This window comes from Rhodoplanes sp. Z2-YC6860 (assembly GCF_001579845.1).
GTDB lineage: Bacteria > Pseudomonadota > Alphaproteobacteria > Rhizobiales > Xanthobacteraceae > Z2-YC6860.
Genome location: NZ_CP007440.1, coordinates 939289 through 954897, shown reverse-complemented (window position 1 = coordinate 954897; position 15609 = coordinate 939289). Strand labels below are relative to the sequence as shown.

Sequence of the window (15609 nt, the reverse complement as noted above, 5' to 3'; positions counted from 1 at the left end):
AAAACCATGTCCCACGCCGAAGCCGTTCACACGCTGCAGCCCGCCGCGGGCGCGACCGACGAGATCGTGCAATTCACGGCAGAGCTTCGCTACGACGCGCTGCCCGAGGAGGCGCGGCACTACGCGCGGCGGCACCTGCTCGACACGGTCGGCGTGATGATCGCAGGCGCCGGCGGCACCATCGCGACCCAGGCCGAGACGGTCATCAAGGCGGTGCGGCCCGACGGCAAGCTCCCCGTTCCCGGGCGTGCACGGCGCGCCGACCTGCTCGACGCGGCCTTTCTCGGGGGCACCGCGGCGCACGGCATCGAACTCGACGACGGCTATCGTCACGGCTCGGCGCATTGCGGCTGCGTCATCATTCCGACCGTGCTCGCCGTGGGCTATGACCGCCATGTCAACGGCCGGGCGCTGATCGAAGCCATCGTCGCGGGCTACGAGACCAACATCTGCCTCGCCCGCGCCTGCGCGCCGGACCTCCGCCAGCGCGGCTTCCATCCGACACCTGCGGTCGGGCCGTTCGGCGCCGCCATGGCGACCGGCAAGCTGCGCGGCATGAAGACCCCGCAGTTCGCCAACGCCATGGGCATCGCCGCCTCGAGCGCCGCGGGCCTGTTCGCCTTTGTCGGCGGCGGCGGCGACATCAAGCGGCTGCATGCCGGCCACGCCTCGCGTGAAGGCATGCAAGCGGCGCTGCTCGCCGAGCAAGGCGTCGAAGGCCCGCCCAACGTGGTCGAGGCGCGCGACGGCTTCATGCAGGCCTTCGCTTTCGGCAGGATCGACAAGGCGCGGCCGATCAAGCTGCCGCCTGCGGCCGAGTACGGCATCACCGATTGCTACATCAAGCCTTATGCCTGCTGTCGCCACATCCAGCCGGCGGTCGAGGCGATGTTCGGGCTGTGCACCGACGAGAAGATCGGCTTCGACGAGATCAAGAAGGTCGACGTCGAGACCTACAAGATCGCGACCGAACACGCCCACGTGCCGTGGGACGACTTCGCCAGCGCGCAATTGAGCTTCCCCTATCTGATGGGGCTCGCGGCGCGCTACCGCGGCGTGAAGTTCGAGCACTTCGACGAGAAGACGAGGAAGGACCCGGCCTTCGCCGCGTTCGCCGAGAAGCTGACCGTGTCGGCGCCCACGGAAATCGATCAGCTTTATCCGAAGCTCCGCCCGGCCCGCGTCACGGTGACAACCGGCAAGGGCAAGTTCGTCCGTCAGGCCGACGAGGCCTGGGGCTCGCGGCAGGTGCCGCTGGATGATGACGGGCTGATCGCCAAGTTTTTGGGACTCGTCGAGCCGGTGCTGGGAGCCGCCAAGGCGAAGGAGCTGTCGGAGCGATTGTGGACGGTCGACAAGGCCGACGATGTCGCGCCGCTGGTCGAGGCGTCGGCGAAGTAAAGCGGTCGCGTGTCCCGGACGCGGTGCAGTGCGTTAGCGGTGCACCGCTGATCCGGGACCCCGGTTACTCTTCACACAAAGAAAGAAACTGGGGTCCCGGGTCTGCAGCGCATCACTGCGCTTCGCTTGTGCTGCGCTGCGCCCGGGACACGCGAGCCGTTACGCCCTCGGCTTAACGTTCGGATTGCCGAGCCGCAACGGCTCGCCCTTCTCGAACTTCATGATCTGCTCGAAGCATTCGCGGAAGTAGAGCTCGAAATTGTCCCACTCGGCCCAGCCGAGATGCGGCGTGCACAGCACGTTCGGCATTTTCAGGAACGGATGGTTGCCGCCCATGATTGGCTCCTGCTCATAGACGTCGACCGCCGCATAGCCGGGCCGGCCCTTCTTCAACGCCTCGAGCAGCGCGCCGGGCTGCACCAGCTCGGCGCGCGCCACGTTGACGAACAGCGCGGTCGGCTTCATCCGCGCGAAATCCTCCAGGCCGACGATGCCCCTGGTCTCCGGCCGCAGCCGGATGCTGATGGAGAGAATGTCCGAGCGCTCGAACAGCTCGGCCTTGCTTTTGGCGGTGTCGTAGCAGGCCGCGGCAGCCTTCTCCAGCGAGTTCTTCTGGCCCCACACCAGCACCTTCATGCCGAGTCCCTTGCCGCCTTCGGCGACCAGCGTGCCGATCGCGCCGAGCCCGAAGATGCCGAGCGTCGAGCCGCGCAGCCTGTGCGACAGCGTGCAAGGCCAGTCGCCGCGCTTCATGCGCTCGGCTTCGAGCGCGATGTTGCGGCGGGATGCAACGATCAGCGCGAGCGTCAATTCGGCCGGCGCCACCGGCGAGTTGCTCACGCCGGTCGAGACCGGGATGCCGAGATCGGTCGCGGCGTTGAAGTCGAGCATGTGCGAGTTGCGGCCGACCAGCGCCAGCAATTTGAGCTTGGGCAGACGTTCCAGCAGCGCGCGGGAAAAATCGACGCGTTCGCGGATCGACACCACCACGTCGGCGTCCTTCAGCCGCGCGACGAGTTCGTCGATATCTTTCGCCGGCGTGCGATAGCGCATCACGTCATGGTGGCGGATCAGCGAATAACACGGGAGCTGATCCACCATGTCCTGGTAGTCATCGGGAATGACAATTTTCATGATGATCTTGTTGGGGGAACTCGGTTGATCGGGAAGCGCCCGAGCCTAGTGCGCGATCGTTGGCAATGCCAGTACGCGCCGAAGCCAAATGCGAAGGGCGCAAGCCGCGAGTCAGGCCACGCGCAGCACGGCGCGGCCGGTGATCTCGCCGCGCTCGACGAGGTCGTGCACCGCTTCGGCCTCCTCCAGCGGGCGCACCACGGTGACGAGCGGAAACACCTCGCCGCGAGCCACAAGGTCGAGCGACTCGATCACTTCGCTGCGCGTCACGTAGCGGCTGCCAAGGAGATCCTGCTCCTTGTTGAGCATGTCATGGGCCAGCGCCGTAAACGGCTTGCCGGAGCCGCCGAGCGTCACGAGCCGGCCCCTGCGGCCGAGCGCCCGCGCGCCAGCCTCCAGTGTGGACGTGGCCGAGACATAATCCACCACCACGTCGACGCCCTGCCCCTTCGTCAGTTCAAGGAGTTGCTCGGTGATCCGACCGGCGCTTGCATCGACCACCTCGTCGGCACCGGCCTTGCGGCAGGCCTCGAACTTCGACGCGCGGGTGTCGACCGCGATCACGCGGGTGCGTGCCCATTTCGCCATCATCAACTGGTGAATGCCGAGCCCACCGCCGGCCCCGATCACCGCCACGGTCTCACCGGGCGCGACGCGGGCACGGCGCAGCACCTTGTAGGGCGTGGCCAGCGCGTCGGTGACCACCCCGATCTCGGCAGGGTGCTTCTTATAGTCGAGGCCGTCCGGCAGACGGATGAAGTTCTGTGCCGGCAGTTTGACGTATTCGGCGTAAGCGCCGTCGCAATCGATCCCGATCTGGCCGCCGGAGTTCTCGCACAGCGGCTCGAGATTGGTCAGGCACCAGCGGCAGTGGCCGCAGTTCAGATAGAAATACGTCGTCACTGGATCGCCGACCTTGAGGCCGCGCACGCCTGCCCCGGTCGCGACGATCTCGCCGGTGATCTCGTGGCCGATGATCCGCGGAAACTGAACCTTCCGCCGCCCGGCCCTGACGTGCTGAATGGTGAGCCCTGAGCCGCAGGTGATGACCTTCGCCACAGCCTCGCCGGGACCCGGCGCCGGATCCGGCCGCTCGACTCGCTCAAACGGCAGGTTCGGGCCGCTCAACACCATCGCTTTCATTTGCGTTCCTCATCGCCCCGTTTGGCGCCATGTGCCAACCTTAATGGAGCGCTCCTGGCAGGCGAATAGTCTATATTTCCGCCGACCTTGGGCAGTCTCGGCAGTTCATCAGAGGAGAACCGGCATGGCGGAACAGGGCGACACCAAACAGAGCCAGACGGCGACGATCCGCTACGTCGATCAGCCGGACATGGCCGAGACCTTCGCGGACTCCATCAACAACGTCTATTTCGATGGCCAGTCGCTGCGAATCGAATTCGGCATCACCCGGCTGGACGAAGTGAAGCCGAACACGCCTGTCACGGGCCGGCGCTATCCGGCGGAGCGGCTGGTGCTGACGCCGGCCGCCGCCGTCGAGCTCATCAACCGCATGCAGCAGGTCGGTGTGGCGCTGACCCAGGCCGGCGTGCTCAAGCCCGCCAACCCGCCGGCCGCTTCGACCTCGGCAGCCACGGCGCCGGGGAGCAAGACCGCAAACTGATCCGCGCAAAGAAAAACAGCGGCACTTTCGTGCCGCTGTTCTCCAACTCTGCGATTCTATTAGCCGAACAGACGGAGCACGGCCTGGCTCGCCTGCGAGGCGAGCGACAGAGCGGTGGTCGACAGCTGCTGCCGAGTCTGCAACGCCAGAAGGTTCGCACCTTCTTCGTTGGAGTCGGCGAGCGTCAGGCTGTCGGCGCCGGTCTGCAGCGTGTTGACCATCGCCTTGGTGAAGTCCTGGCGGATCTGCACGGTCGACAGGTTCGAGCCGAACGCCTGCGACTGCGAACGCAGCGTGGTCAGCGCGCTGGTCAGCTCGGTCGAAGCCGCCGTGATGTCGGCGCTGGTGCTCCAGTTGTTGGTCGCGTTGTTGATCGACAGACCGTTCGACGAGAAGTCCACGGCCGCGATCGTGACGCTCGAGGTGCCGGTCTCGTTCAGCGTGACCGTGAGGTCCGTGCTGCTGTTTTTGTTGAGCAGGTTGATGCCGTTGAAGCCCGAGTCGGACGCGAGCTGGTCGATCTGGCTCTGGATCGTGCCAAACTGCGAGGCGAGGTTCGCACGCACGGTGGTGTCTGAGGTCTGCTGTGCCTGAGACACGAGCGCCTGAGCGGACTGCACCAGCTTGGTGATCGAGGTGATGCCGTTGTTGGCGGCCTGGATGGTGTTGAAGGCGCTGGACATCGAGTCGAGCAGGTTGCTCAAGTCGCCGGCGCGGTTCTGCAGGCCCTGCGCTGTGAAGTAGTTGACCGGATTGTCGAGAGCGCTGTTGACGCGCTTGCCGGTGGCGAGCTTGTTTTGGGTCGAGGTGACCAGGTCCGCCGTCTTCTGCAGCTGCAGAAGGTTCGCGCGAACGCCAGCCGAAAGAACGATATCACTCATTTGGGAATGCTCCTACTAGTCCCCACACAGTGTGGTCCCTGACCCTTACTGGGTCGGGGGCGATCATCCGCGGCGGGCCGTAATGCCCTCCTAAAAAAAATGGCTAACGAATTCCGACGAATTTCTCGGTTAAAAATCGCTGTCGAAACTGCGTGACCGGCGGATGAAGAAAGATGGCTGCTGCAATCTTAACGGCACGCGGCGCTGCAAATGCTCACGCGATTCCGTGCGCTTCTGTGGTTAATGCACAGGACGCGCTCTTCAAGATGCATCACCGTCTGGTTCCATCGATCCCAGCGTTAACCACGTCGCGCTGTGAATCGAACTGCGGCAAGTCCAACGGTCCGTCGAAACCTCCTAACGCGACGGGCGGTATCGCAGCGCACTGATCCCGGCGAGCGTCCGAACTTCATCTCAGAACGAGAGCTGAGAATGCCGATTTGGCGGGCACCGTCCGCAGCGCCGCCGCGTTCACGGCGGGGTCCTGCTCGCCCGTTTTGTGCTTCGCAGGCGGCCAAAACAGCCTGTAACGCGGGATTTCACCCGATTTCTGCGGCCAGCCGCCACAATTCTTCTTTGGAACGATTGTTGCCGCATTCTGCGGCTTTCTTTATTGTCTGGGATCAAACATCGATCCATGCGTCGACGGGGACATGGGGGGCGGTCTTGCTTCACGCCGGAATTTGGTCCGCTTCTGCTGCTGTCACGGCGTTGACACTGGCGCTGGTGGTCAAATCCGTCGCCGTCTATGCCCCCGGTCATCTCGAGAACGGCCCGCAACCGAAACGGTTGAACCTCTCGATCATCGAAGAACGGTATTTCGACAATCAGACCTATCGGGACACCCTTGGGCTGCGAGGGTCCACGAATGTCGCCTCGCTCACGGCGATCGAGACGCCTGAAATCCTCCCGGACTCCGCATCAGAAGAAGCGCCGTCTTCGATTTTTGCAGAGCGGTTTTCGGCGCATGAACCCTCAGCCTCTTTCGGGGAACGCTTTGGCAGCGCGCTGCGGCTTGCCTCTCTCAATGCTGTAAGGACGGGCTTGTACCTGTCCCAGAACAGGGCGGTTACCGAATTTGAGCTGCCCCGTTCGACGCTTCCGGAGACGTCGATCGCTGGCCCGGCGAACGGTGGCTCAAGCGCTTCGGCGGCGCGAGCGCCACGATTGCCCGCAAGCGCAACCGCAAACAATGCCGCTCGTGACGGTAAAGTCCGGCTGGCCTCTTTGTCTTCGTTGCCCGACGATAAAAACCGGACGGCCATCTACGATATCAGCGCGAAGGTGGTGTATCTCCCCGACGGACAAAAACTCGAAGCACATTCCGGCCTCGGCGATTACATCGACGATCCACAATATGTGGGCATCAAGAACCAAGGCCCAACGCCACCCAACACTTATCGGCTGACGTTACGTGAGAGCCTCTTTCATGGCGTCCGGGCCCTCCGGCTGATCCCTGTCGGCGAAGGGAACATGTTCGGACGTGATGGCATCCTTGCCCACCACTACTTGCTCGGTCCAAACGGCGACTCCAATGGATGCGTGTCGCTGGCCAACTATCCTGCGTTCCTCAGTGCATTTCTGAAAGGCGACATCGATCGCCTGGTGGTGGTGGAGCGCTTGGAAAATCCGCCGAGCTCGACGGTTGCCGCCGGCTCCGGATGGATGGATCGGGCGATCAAGAACTTCAAGAGCATCGCCAAAGTCTTCGATCGCGGCTCAGGAACTTAGATTGTTCGATCCGACCTGAGCGCTTGCCGCGATCGCCGGCGTCGAGACCGCGCACCAACATCCAGCTCCTCGGCCGCCTTCACCGTCGCAGCGACACGACGGCCCTGCGACTCGTCCGCAATCATGCGTTCGGCCTCTGGATAGGGCGTCAGAGATGACGGCCGCTGTCGACGACGATCGTGCTTCCGGTCGTGAGACGCAGATGCGTGATGCCCGCGATGATCGCCAGCGCGACATCGTCGGCCTCGGCGACGATCTTGAGCGGCGTCGTCGCGGCCTGCTTTTCGACACCCTCGCGTCCGCGGCCGGGCACGAAGTCGGTGGCAACGGCCGCAGGCGAAACCGTCAGAACCCGCACCTCAGGCCCAAGCACCCGGGCGAGCGAAAGGCTCATCGTGTCCAATGCGGCTTTCGACGCGCAATAAGCGATGCTGCTGCCGAGACCGGTGGTTCCCGAGATCGACGACAGATTGACCACGATGCTGTCGCCGCCTGCGCGGAGAAGTTTTGCGAACGACCGGATCGTCGAAAACGGACCGCGCACATTGGTGATCAGAATTCGGTCGAAGGTCGCATCGTCCATACCGTCGAGATCGGCATGGGCCACCGCCCGCGTGACACCGGCGGAATTGATCAGCACGTCGGCGCGACCGAACTTGTCCCGCACCGCATCGGCCGCGGCGACGATCGCGGAACTGTCCTCCATCGGGATACGCAGCGCGAGATGCCCCTTCCCGCCAAGCTCCTTCAGGAGCGCCTCGGCCCGGTCGCGGCCGTTGTTGTAGCCGACCACAACGCTGGCGCCGGCCGCAGCAAGACGCTTCGCGGTCGCTGCGCCGATGCCGCCGCTGCCGCCCGTGACGACCGCCACGCGGCCTTCCAGCATGTATGGCCCTTGGCCCCCGGCCCGGATCTGCACCACCGTATCGTCTCCGTTGATCTGTGGACGTTAGCCGAAACACCGCCCCCCTTTCTGTCACCCTTAAAAGGGACAGGGAGCGGGCTCATCCCTAGATGGATGCGAGCACCTTACCGCGGCATCGGCCGAAGCCGATCGAGGCAAATCCCGTGCGGCGGCAATGCGCGGTCATGATGACCTCGTCGCCGTCTTCAAGGAATGTCCGCGTCAGTCCCTCGGACAAAGCGATCGGCTCGCTGCCGCCGCGCGTGATCTCCAGCAGGCTGCCGAGGCTGTCCCTGCTGTTGCCTGAAACAGTGCCGCTGCCATAAAGGTCGCCAGCCTCGATGTTGCAGCCGTTGCTGGTCTGGTGCGCGACCATCTGCGCGGGCGTCCAGAACAGATCGGCGGTCGAGGCCGCGCCAAATCTCACCGGCGGCAGACCGCGCGCCGCCATGCTTTCGCTCCGCACCCAGGTCTCGACGTCCACCGCCAATGCGCCCGCCTCCCGGTCGGCGGGATCGTTCAGATACGGCAGCAGGCCAGGGTCTTCGGCCGTGCGGGCCCGCGGCCGCACCCGGAACGGCCGCAACGCGTCGGCCGTGACGATCCACGGTGAGATGCTGGTCGCGAAGCTCTTGCCCAGGAAGGGTCCGAGCGGCTGATACTCCCAGGCCTGAATGTCGCGCGCGGACCAGTCGTTGAGCAGGCAGACGCCAAAGATGTGCTGCCACGCCTGCGCGATCGGGACCGGCTGACCGATGCGCGTGTTGCCGCCGAGAAAAATCCCGAGCTCCATCTCGTAGTCGAGGCGGCGGCTCGGGCCGAAGTCCGGCGCATCGCGGTCGGGAAGCTTGCGCTGCCCGTTCGGACGGCGGATGTCCCCGCCGACGCCGATCGTCGAGGCCCGGCCGTTATAGGCGATCGGGACATGCTTGTAGTTCGGCATGAGCGGCGACGTCGGGCGAAACAGGCTGCCGGCGTTGGTCGCGTGCTGGATCGAGGCGAAGAAGTCGCTGAAGCTGCCGGGCCGGACCGGCATTGCAAGCTCCACGTCGTTGGCCGGCAGCAGATACGGCTCGCATGCGCCGCGCGAACCAGATCCTGCTTCGAGCATCCTGCCGAGGGTCTGACGCAATGCAGTCCACGTGGCCGACGGCTGCGCCATGAGCGGCGCGAGCGAAGGCGCCGAAAGGAAATCGGCCGCACCCGCGATGGTCTCCCCGAGTCGTGACGCAAGCCCGGCGACGTCCAGGACCGCTTCGCCGATCGCCACACCGATCTGCTTGCGGTCGCTGCCGTTGCGGCGAAACACGCCGTACGGCAGGTTCTGGATGGGAAATTCGCCATCCGGACGGTTGGCCGTCTCGACCCAGCTCCTGCGCGCCGGATCGTGCGTTTCGTCGAGCTCAATTTCGGCCACGGGCCCTCCGCCGATTGCAGCGAAAATCGGAAACACTTTTGACACGACACACACGACACATGGAACGGCTCTGTCACACGATCGCGTGAAAGCCAACCGCATTATAGCATCAGCCGATGCATCAGTGCATTCTGCAAGGAGGTCGACAGACGCTTCCACTCGGCATCGCTCAGCCAATAGAGCCGTTTCCTCATCAAGGCGTCTTCCAAATCAGGAGCCTTGAATCACAACTCAGACCGCGCCGGAATCCTTATTGAGTACGGACCTGGGGTTCCCGTGGCCAATTCATCAAGTCTGAAACAATACCAGGCCCGGGCCTACGCGGTGGCGGCAACGGGCGAATGCGTGTGGCGGCTCGCGGGCCGCGGCAGGCCAAGATTGCCACGCAGCGTGTCGGCCTCGTAACGCGTGCGGTAGAGCCCGCGACGCTGCAATTCGGGGATCACGCCCGCAATGAACTCCTCGAGCTGGCCGGGGAACAGCGGCGCCATGTAGTTGAAGCCGTCGGCGGCGCCGGCCATCGTCCACTCCTCCATCATGTCGGCGACCTGCTTCGCGGTGCCGAAGGTCTGAAAGTGTCCGCGGCCGCCGGCGATCCGCTGATAGAGCTGCCGGATGGTCAGGTTCTCGCGGCGAGCCAGCTTGAATAGCATTTCGGTGCGGCTGACGTTGAGGTTGGTCAGCGGCAGGTCGGGCAGCGGCCCATCGACCGGATAGCCGGACAGTTCGACGCCGATGTAGGTCGACAGGTGCCGCACACCGAGCGCATCCGGGATCAGGTTTTGCAGAAACTCGAACCGGTCGCGCGCCTCCTGCTCACTACTGCCGAGCATGACCTGGAAGCCGGGCATGATCAGCACATGATCCGGATTGCGGCCGCAACGTGCGACGCGGGCCTTCACGTCCGCGTAGAACTCGCGGCCGACCTCGAGCGTCGGGGCCGCCGCGAAGATCACGTCGGCGGTCTCGGCCGCGAGGCTGCGGCCCTCATCGGACGCGCCGGCCTGGACCAGCACGGGCCGGCCCTGCGGCGAACGCGAAACATTGAGCGGGCCGCGAACCTGGAAGTGCTCGCCCTTGTGATCGAGCGCATGCAATTTCTCCGGATCGAAGAAGACGCCGGACTTCCGATCGACGAGAAACGCATCGTCGTCCCAGCTGTCCCACAGTCCCTCGACCACGCCGGCGAACTCCCGCGCCCGGGCATAACGCTTGGCGGGAGCGCCCTGCGGCTCGGCGCCGAAGTTGCGCCATTCCAGCGGATTGGCCGACGTGATGAGATTCCAGCCGGCCCGGCCGCGGCTGACCAGATCAAGCGAAGCGAATTTGCGGGCGATGCCGAACGGCGTCTCGAAGCTCGTCGACGAGGTGCAGACCAGCCCGATCCGCTTGGTGGCCGTCGCCAGGGCCGCCATGGTGGTGAACGGCTCGATCCAGGCGACATAGGCGAGATGACGCGCATTCTCCATGTCGTCGGTCGGCACGCCTGACGTGTCGGCGAGAAACAGCATGTCGAACAGGCCGCGCTCGGCGGTCTGCGCAAGCTCCATATAACGCGAGAAGTTCCAGCCGGCGTCGGCCTGAGACTCTGGATGTCGCCAGGCAGCGATGTGATGGCCCGCGGGCCGCAGGAACATTCCGAGCTTGATCTGTCTGGGAGAAGCCATGACGCGCCCCGTATTTCGAAACGCTCGCGGATGATAATATGTATACATATCATATGGCCACGGCGCCAACAAGCCGCGCGCGACACTGCGTCACCCGGCTTGCCATCGAAAGTAATATCTATCCATACTATCTGTACGCAGGCTTCATCCTGGGGGAACATCATGATGCGGATCGGTACGGCCATCGCCGCAGTGTGCATGGAAGTGTTCCTGGGAGTGTGCTTGGGAAGCGCCGGCGCTTTCGCCGATGCGCCACCCTGCCCGCAGATCAAGATCATCGTGCCGTTTTCGGCAGGCGGGGCCTCCGACCTCACCGCACGCGTGGTCGCCGATCCGCTCGGCAAGGCGCTCAAGAAGACCATCGTGATCGAGAACAAGGTCGGCGCCACCGGCAACATCGGCACCGCGGTGGTGGCGAAGTCCGCACCTGACGGCTGCACGCTCGGCGTCAACGTCGCCGCGATCCTGAGCTACAAGTATATCTTCAGCGACCTTGGCTACGATCCGGACAAAGATCTGGTGCCGATCGGCGGAGTCGGAAAATCGCCGTCGCTGATCCTGACGTCGGCTTCGAGCCCGCTCAAGAACCTCAAGGACCTCGTGGCGCTGAGCAAGGAAAAGGGCGGACTGTCATATGCGACCGCAGGGCTCGGGCTGTCGCCTCATCTGGCGGTGGTGGAGCTCGCCCGGGTGAGCGGCGCCAAATTCGATTCGGTGTTTTACCGCGGCGCGCCCGACTTCATGGGCGACCTGATGACCGGCCGGGTCACGTTCGGCAGCACGGCCGCAGCCAACTCGATGCCGCTCGTTCGTGAGGGCAAGCTGAAAGCCCTCGCCGTGATGCAGGCCGAGCGGTCGCCGCTCGCCCCCGATGTCCCAAGCAGCGCTGAACAGGGTCTATCGGCGCTCGACGGCAGCTCGCATTTCATGCTGTTCGCACCGGCCAACACGCCGAAGGACACGATCACCACGCTGTCCACGGAGTTGAAGAAGATCGTCGGCGACGGCGCCACCCGGGCGCGGCTGCACGAGCTCGGCTTCGACGCCTCGCCAATCGACGCACAGGAAGCGCTGGCTGTCGTGCGCAAGCTCGGCCAAGACCTGGAGCCGATCGTCAAGGCGCTGGATCTGAAATCGAAATAGAGGCCCGATTGCCCCGCAAACCCAGCAGTGCTCCGAGGGGGCGCCTCAAATATGCCAATCCCGCCGACCCGCTAGAAATGGGTCAGAGGCCGGGCCATTTGATCTGGCGGGTCCAACAACGCGCCTGGCGATTGTTCGCCGACGTGGCCAGTGACTACGAAGTCACGCCGGTGCAGGCGAGCGTCCTGCTCGTCGTCGGTAACCAGCCGGGTATCGATCAAAAGACACTGGCCGAAATCATTGCGCTCGATCGTGCCACGACCGGCAACGTGGTCGGCCGGCTGGAGACGCGCGGACTGCTCAAGCGCGCGACCGCGCCCGCGGACGGCCGCGCGCGCATTCTCTTCCTGACCAAACCCGGAACACTGCTCAACCGCAAGCTCGGCGCCGTGACGCGCAAGGCGCGCCGGCTCCTGGTGCAGGACCTGACAGCACAGGAACAGAAGGAATTGATCCGTCTGATGCGCAAGATCTTGCGCCTCTAAGGCAGCGCCTTACAGCGGCGCCATGCCCGCCCGGGGTACGATCCTGTCGCCGAAATCGACGTCGTAGGCACGCGCAAACGTCAGCTGCTTCCTCACAAATCGTCACTTGGTGAATGTATTCGCTACAGCGCATCGAGCAGTTTTACGTCTTTGCAGCAGCGCTTTGCCCTAGTCCAACTTTGGGATTTTTGCCGCCTCGACCAGCTTGGCGAAGCGTGCGATTTCGGATTTGAAGAAGGCGTCAAATTCGGCGGGAGTGGTGCTGATCGGCTCCAGGCCCACCGCCAACATCCGATCACGCACGTCGGGCAGGGCCAACGCTGCCGTCACCGCCCGCTGGATGGTGTCGATGACATCGGGTGGCGTGCCTGCGCGCACGAAGACCCCGTACCACGAGCCGGTTTCGAGACCGGTCAACCCCAGTTCAAGAAACGTCGGCAGTTCAGGCAGCGACGCAAGCCGCTTGCGACCGGTGATCGCGAGCCCGCGAATGATCTTTTCTTTGATCTGCGGCACGCCGGTGCTCAACGGCATGAACCCGAGCTGGACATCGCCGCTGATCAATGCGGACAGCATGGGCGCATCGCCGCGGTAAGGGATGTGCGCGATCTCTATTCCGGCCGCGTGCTTGAAGGTCTCCGCCAGGATGTGCAGCGGCGCTCCGACGCCGCTCGAGCCGTAGTTCAAAACGCCGGGGTGGGCTTTGGCTTCTGCGATCACGTCCTGAATCGTGGCGGCCGGATACTTGTACGAGCCCGCGAGCGGAAGCTGGGTGTCGGCCAATTGCATGACCGGAGCGAGATCCCTGATGGGATCGTAGTTCAGCTTCTTGTACAGCGACACGCTGCTGGCGATGGCACCCACGGTGATCAGGATCGTGTGTCCGTCCGGCGGCGCGCTCGCCACCACGGCGGCGCCGACGTTGCCGCCGGCACCCGGGCGGTTCTCGACCAGCACCGGCCGGTTGAACTGTTCCGTGAGCTTGGTGGCGAGGACCCGCGCCACCACGTCAACGCCGCCGCCCGCGGGAAAAGGCACGATCAATCGGACATTCTGGTCCGGATATTTTTGCGCAACTGCAGGGCCTGCGACCACCGCTGACATCAGCAGCGCGAGGCAGACCCATGGCATGCACCTGTTCATTCGACCCTCTTGTTTCGTGCGATCTGGAAGGGCGTCAACTGCCGGAACAGGAGGCAGACCTTGCGCGCAACACACCAGGCTCCCCAACCAACATCTGCGCCGCCTGCCGTTCACATATGAACGAGCCGTATCCTCAAGAGCATAGCGTTAGCATTGGAGTTGACTTTGTCAATCGCTACACGCTGTCGCGGACCTGCACGCGTTGCCACACGCAACCCGCCCTGCCGCGCCTCCGGTCGCTCTCGGAGCGGCGGCTAGGACTCGTCCTCCCCGCCTGCCAGCAACCGCTCGGCCTCCAGGTTGCGGTGCGAGTTTTCGATCATCGGATCGACGATGCGGGCCAGCGTTGCGGTGTCGGACGCGCTCAGCCCGGCCAGGAGAAGGGTGTTGTACCGCGGCCAGAGCTTCTTGATCTGAGTGAATATCTCTCGTCCGTCGGGCGTCAGCGTCAAAATCACTTCGTTCCGGTTGTCCGGGTTGCGTCTGCGCTGCACGAGCTTGCGTCTGACCATATCGCTGACACCGCGGCTCATCTGGCTCTTGGCAAGTCCGCAGCGTGCTGCGAGCGCGTCCAGTGACATCGGCCCTCCGACACCGAGGTGGGACACGATCCAGCCTTCGACAAGCGAGATCGCAAAGAGCCGCTGAAAGCGCGAGGCCGTGATCCGCCTCATGAGGTTGGCGAGCGTCATGAGCTTGCCGCCAAGCGAAAGACCGGCGACCTCGGCGCCGGCTTGCTGGTGCCGCGCGGCCTTTGCCGGACGGTTGTTCGTCCTGGATGCTGATCGTGAAGATATGGCTCGTGAAGACATGGTTCGTGAAGACATGGCGGCCGTCGATGAAAGCGGTGGGGGACACGGAGCTGACTTGCGGTAGCCCCGCAGCGGGTTGACTTTATCAACTGATTGGGATCATCAATGTTTCCACGCAGCGGGACGACGCATGAAACAGCCCAATATTGCGATCATCGGCGCCGGAATTGGCGGGATGGCGGCCGCGATCGCCCTCGACCGGATCGGCGCGAGCGTCCGGATCTTCGAACAGGCTTCTGCATTCAAACGCGTCGGGGCGGCGATCAACCTCACGCCGAACGCGGTCAGGATTCTGGACTGGCTCGGGCCCGGAGCAGCCCTCCGCAACAGCGCGTTCAGCCCGGAGTACCGGGTCAGCCGGTCGTGGGACACCGGCGCCGTCACCTCTCGCATGGAGATGGGGCCTCTTGCCGAACGGAAATACGGTTCGCCGCAGCTGATCGTTCACCGGGCGGATCTGCTTTCCGCGCTCGAGGCGGCATTGCCGCCGGCATCGGTGCAGCTCGGCACTAGGCTGACGTCCGTTGATCAAGATGAGCACCAGGTTCACCTGCAGTTTCAACACGGATCGCGATCGAGCTTCGATGCGGTCGTCGCGGCGGACGGCATCCATTCGACCGTTCGGCACATCATGTTCGGTGACGATGAGTCGATCTATACAGGGATGGCAGCTTACCGCGCAATTTTTCCGCGTGAGCGCCTCGGCACTTACGAGTGGAATTCGTTCGTCAAATGGTGGGGACCGGACACCAGCAGCCAGCTCGTGACGGCGGCGGTCAACCAGGGGCGGGAGATGTTCATGTTCGCGACCGTTCGCGAGCCCGAACCATCGCGCGAATCATGGTCGGCCGAATGCGACATCGATGCTCTGCGCAGGGCCTTCGCCGGCTACCATGCCGAAGCGCAATCCGTCTTCGCGGCGTGCGATGCGCCCTTCAAGACCGCCCTGTACGTCCGGCCGCCGCTCGACCGTTGGGTCCGCGGCCGGGTCGCGCTGCTGGGCGACGCGTGTCATCCGATGGTGCCGTTCATGGCCCAAGGCGGCGCCATGGCCCTTGAGGACGCGGCGATCCTGTCCCGTTGCCTGGCGGAGGCCGCAGATGTACCAGCGGCATTTTTGGCGTACGAAGCCGTGCGGAGACCGCGAGCCAGCCTCATCCAAAACGCTTCGAGCAATAATGACTGGCTCCGGGCCGACGCGAACGCCGACTGGGTCTACGGCTATGACGCTTGGAAGGCGGAGTTGAAGACTGAAACCCACTGATCC

General features: G+C 64.3%; 14 protein-coding genes. 6 read left to right on the top strand and 8 right to left on the bottom strand.

Annotated elements, in window-relative coordinates; all coding sequences use genetic code 11:
* Nucleotides 1–6 precede the first annotated feature (6 nt).
* Nucleotides 7–1401 (top strand): MmgE/PrpD family protein, encoded by a 1395-nt coding sequence (locus RHPLAN_RS04415; RefSeq protein WP_068014174.1) that lies wholly within the window; start codon nt 7–9, stop codon nt 1399–1401.
* A 159-nt stretch (nt 1402–1560) separates the two neighbouring features.
* On the opposite strand, the gene RHPLAN_RS04410 is transcribed toward RHPLAN_RS04415, so the two are convergent.
* On the bottom strand, nt 1561–2535 hold the full coding sequence (locus RHPLAN_RS04410; protein ID WP_068014173.1) for a D-2-hydroxyacid dehydrogenase family protein: 975 nt from the start codon (nt 2533–2535) through the stop codon (nt 1561–1563).
* Between the two features lie 111 nt (nt 2536–2646).
* Entirely contained in the window at nt 2647–3678 is a 1032-nt protein-coding gene (locus RHPLAN_RS04405) for an alcohol dehydrogenase catalytic domain-containing protein (protein WP_068014172.1), read from the bottom strand.
* Nucleotides 3679–3802: 124 nt separating this feature from the next.
* Between RHPLAN_RS04405 and RHPLAN_RS04400 the strand changes: the two genes are divergently transcribed.
* The gene (locus tag RHPLAN_RS04400) at nt 3803–4159 is read left to right on the top strand and encodes a hypothetical protein (protein ID WP_068014170.1); all 357 of its coding nucleotides are present in this window, start codon (nt 3803–3805) and stop codon (nt 4157–4159) included.
* Nucleotides 4160–4218: 59 nt separating this feature from the next.
* On the opposite strand, the gene RHPLAN_RS04395 is transcribed toward RHPLAN_RS04400, so the two are convergent.
* On the bottom strand, nt 4219–5040 hold the full coding sequence (locus RHPLAN_RS04395) for a flagellin N-terminal helical domain-containing protein (RefSeq protein ID WP_068014168.1): 822 nt from the start codon (nt 5038–5040) through the stop codon (nt 4219–4221).
* Between the two features lie 432 nt (nt 5041–5472).
* Between RHPLAN_RS04395 and RHPLAN_RS04390 the strand changes: the two genes are divergently transcribed.
* Entirely contained in the window at nt 5473–6771 is a 1299-nt protein-coding gene (locus RHPLAN_RS04390) for a DUF2778 domain-containing protein (RefSeq protein WP_084244293.1), read from the top strand.
* Nucleotides 6772–6919: 148 nt separating this feature from the next.
* Here RHPLAN_RS04390 and RHPLAN_RS04385 read toward each other — a convergent pair whose 3' ends face one another.
* The 3 genes from RHPLAN_RS04385 to RHPLAN_RS04375 form a co-directional block, all read right to left on the bottom strand.
* Nucleotides 6920–7693, bottom strand: a complete 774-nt coding sequence (locus tag RHPLAN_RS04385; RefSeq protein ID WP_237180047.1) for an SDR family NAD(P)-dependent oxidoreductase — start codon at nt 7691–7693, stop codon at nt 6920–6922.
* An 88-nt stretch (nt 7694–7781) separates the two neighbouring features.
* Nucleotides 7782–9092: a fumarylacetoacetase gene (gene fahA, locus RHPLAN_RS04380; RefSeq protein WP_068030593.1), complete on the bottom strand. Its 1311-nt coding sequence runs from the start codon at nt 9090–9092 to the stop codon at nt 7782–7784.
* A 317-nt stretch (nt 9093–9409) separates the two neighbouring features.
* Complete coding sequence (locus tag RHPLAN_RS04375) at nt 9410–10759, bottom strand: LLM class flavin-dependent oxidoreductase (RefSeq protein ID WP_068014160.1); 1350 nt, start codon at nt 10757–10759, stop codon at nt 9410–9412.
* A gap of 162 nt (nt 10760–10921) precedes the next feature.
* Here RHPLAN_RS04375 and RHPLAN_RS04370 point away from each other — a divergent pair, with 162 nt between their 5' ends.
* Both RHPLAN_RS04370 and RHPLAN_RS04365 read left to right on the top strand, forming a co-directional pair.
* Complete coding sequence (locus RHPLAN_RS04370; protein WP_068014158.1) at nt 10922–11902, top strand: Bug family tripartite tricarboxylate transporter substrate binding protein; 981 nt, start codon at nt 10922–10924, stop codon at nt 11900–11902.
* A gap of 131 nt (nt 11903–12033) precedes the next feature.
* Nucleotides 12034–12387: a MarR family winged helix-turn-helix transcriptional regulator gene (locus RHPLAN_RS04365; protein WP_198164709.1), complete on the top strand. Its 354-nt coding sequence runs from the start codon at nt 12034–12036 to the stop codon at nt 12385–12387.
* A 168-nt stretch (nt 12388–12555) separates the two neighbouring features.
* Here RHPLAN_RS04365 and RHPLAN_RS04360 read toward each other — a convergent pair whose 3' ends face one another.
* Both RHPLAN_RS04360 and RHPLAN_RS04355 read right to left on the bottom strand, forming a co-directional pair.
* Nucleotides 12556–13530 (bottom strand): Bug family tripartite tricarboxylate transporter substrate binding protein, encoded by a 975-nt coding sequence (locus RHPLAN_RS04360; RefSeq protein WP_084244287.1) that lies wholly within the window; start codon nt 13528–13530, stop codon nt 12556–12558.
* Between the two features lie 254 nt (nt 13531–13784).
* Nucleotides 13785–14222: a MarR family winged helix-turn-helix transcriptional regulator gene (locus tag RHPLAN_RS04355; protein ID WP_068014151.1), complete on the bottom strand. Its 438-nt coding sequence runs from the start codon at nt 14220–14222 to the stop codon at nt 13785–13787.
* A gap of 250 nt (nt 14223–14472) precedes the next feature.
* On the opposite strand from RHPLAN_RS04355, the gene RHPLAN_RS04350 reads away from it, so the two are divergent.
* Nucleotides 14473–15606 (top strand): FAD-dependent monooxygenase, encoded by a 1134-nt coding sequence (locus tag RHPLAN_RS04350; RefSeq protein ID WP_068014150.1) that lies wholly within the window; start codon nt 14473–14475, stop codon nt 15604–15606.
* Nucleotides 15607–15609 lie beyond the last annotated feature (3 nt).

Bases quoted from the DNA above. Each gene is read 5' to 3' on its own strand.
- RHPLAN_RS04415 (WP_068014174.1), top strand. From the start codon at position 7: ATGTCCCACGCCGAAGCCGTTCACACGCTGCAGCCCGCCGCGGGCGCG.
- RHPLAN_RS04410 (WP_068014173.1), bottom strand. From the start codon at position 2,535: ATGAAAATTGTCATTCCCGATGACTACCAGGACATGGTGGATCAGCTC.
- RHPLAN_RS04405 (WP_068014172.1), bottom strand. From the start codon at position 3,678: ATGAAAGCGATGGTGTTGAGCGGCCCGAACCTGCCGTTTGAGCGAGTC.
- RHPLAN_RS04400 (WP_068014170.1), top strand. From the start codon at position 3,803: ATGGCGGAACAGGGCGACACCAAACAGAGCCAGACGGCGACGATCCGC.
- RHPLAN_RS04395 (WP_068014168.1), bottom strand. From the start codon at position 5,040: ATGAGTGATATCGTTCTTTCGGCTGGCGTTCGCGCGAACCTTCTGCAG.
- RHPLAN_RS04390 (WP_084244293.1), top strand. From the start codon at position 5,473: ATGCCGATTTGGCGGGCACCGTCCGCAGCGCCGCCGCGTTCACGGCGG.
- RHPLAN_RS04375 (WP_068014160.1), bottom strand. From the start codon at position 10,759: ATGGCTTCTCCCAGACAGATCAAGCTCGGAATGTTCCTGCGGCCCGCG.
- RHPLAN_RS04370 (WP_068014158.1), top strand. From the start codon at position 10,922: ATGATGCGGATCGGTACGGCCATCGCCGCAGTGTGCATGGAAGTGTTC.
- RHPLAN_RS04360 (WP_084244287.1), bottom strand. From the start codon at position 13,530: ATGAACAGGTGCATGCCATGGGTCTGCCTCGCGCTGCTGATGTCAGCG.
- RHPLAN_RS04355 (WP_068014151.1), bottom strand. From the start codon at position 14,222: ATGACGCTCGCCAACCTCATGAGGCGGATCACGGCCTCGCGCTTTCAG.
- RHPLAN_RS04350 (WP_068014150.1), top strand. From the start codon at position 14,473: ATGAAACAGCCCAATATTGCGATCATCGGCGCCGGAATTGGCGGGATG.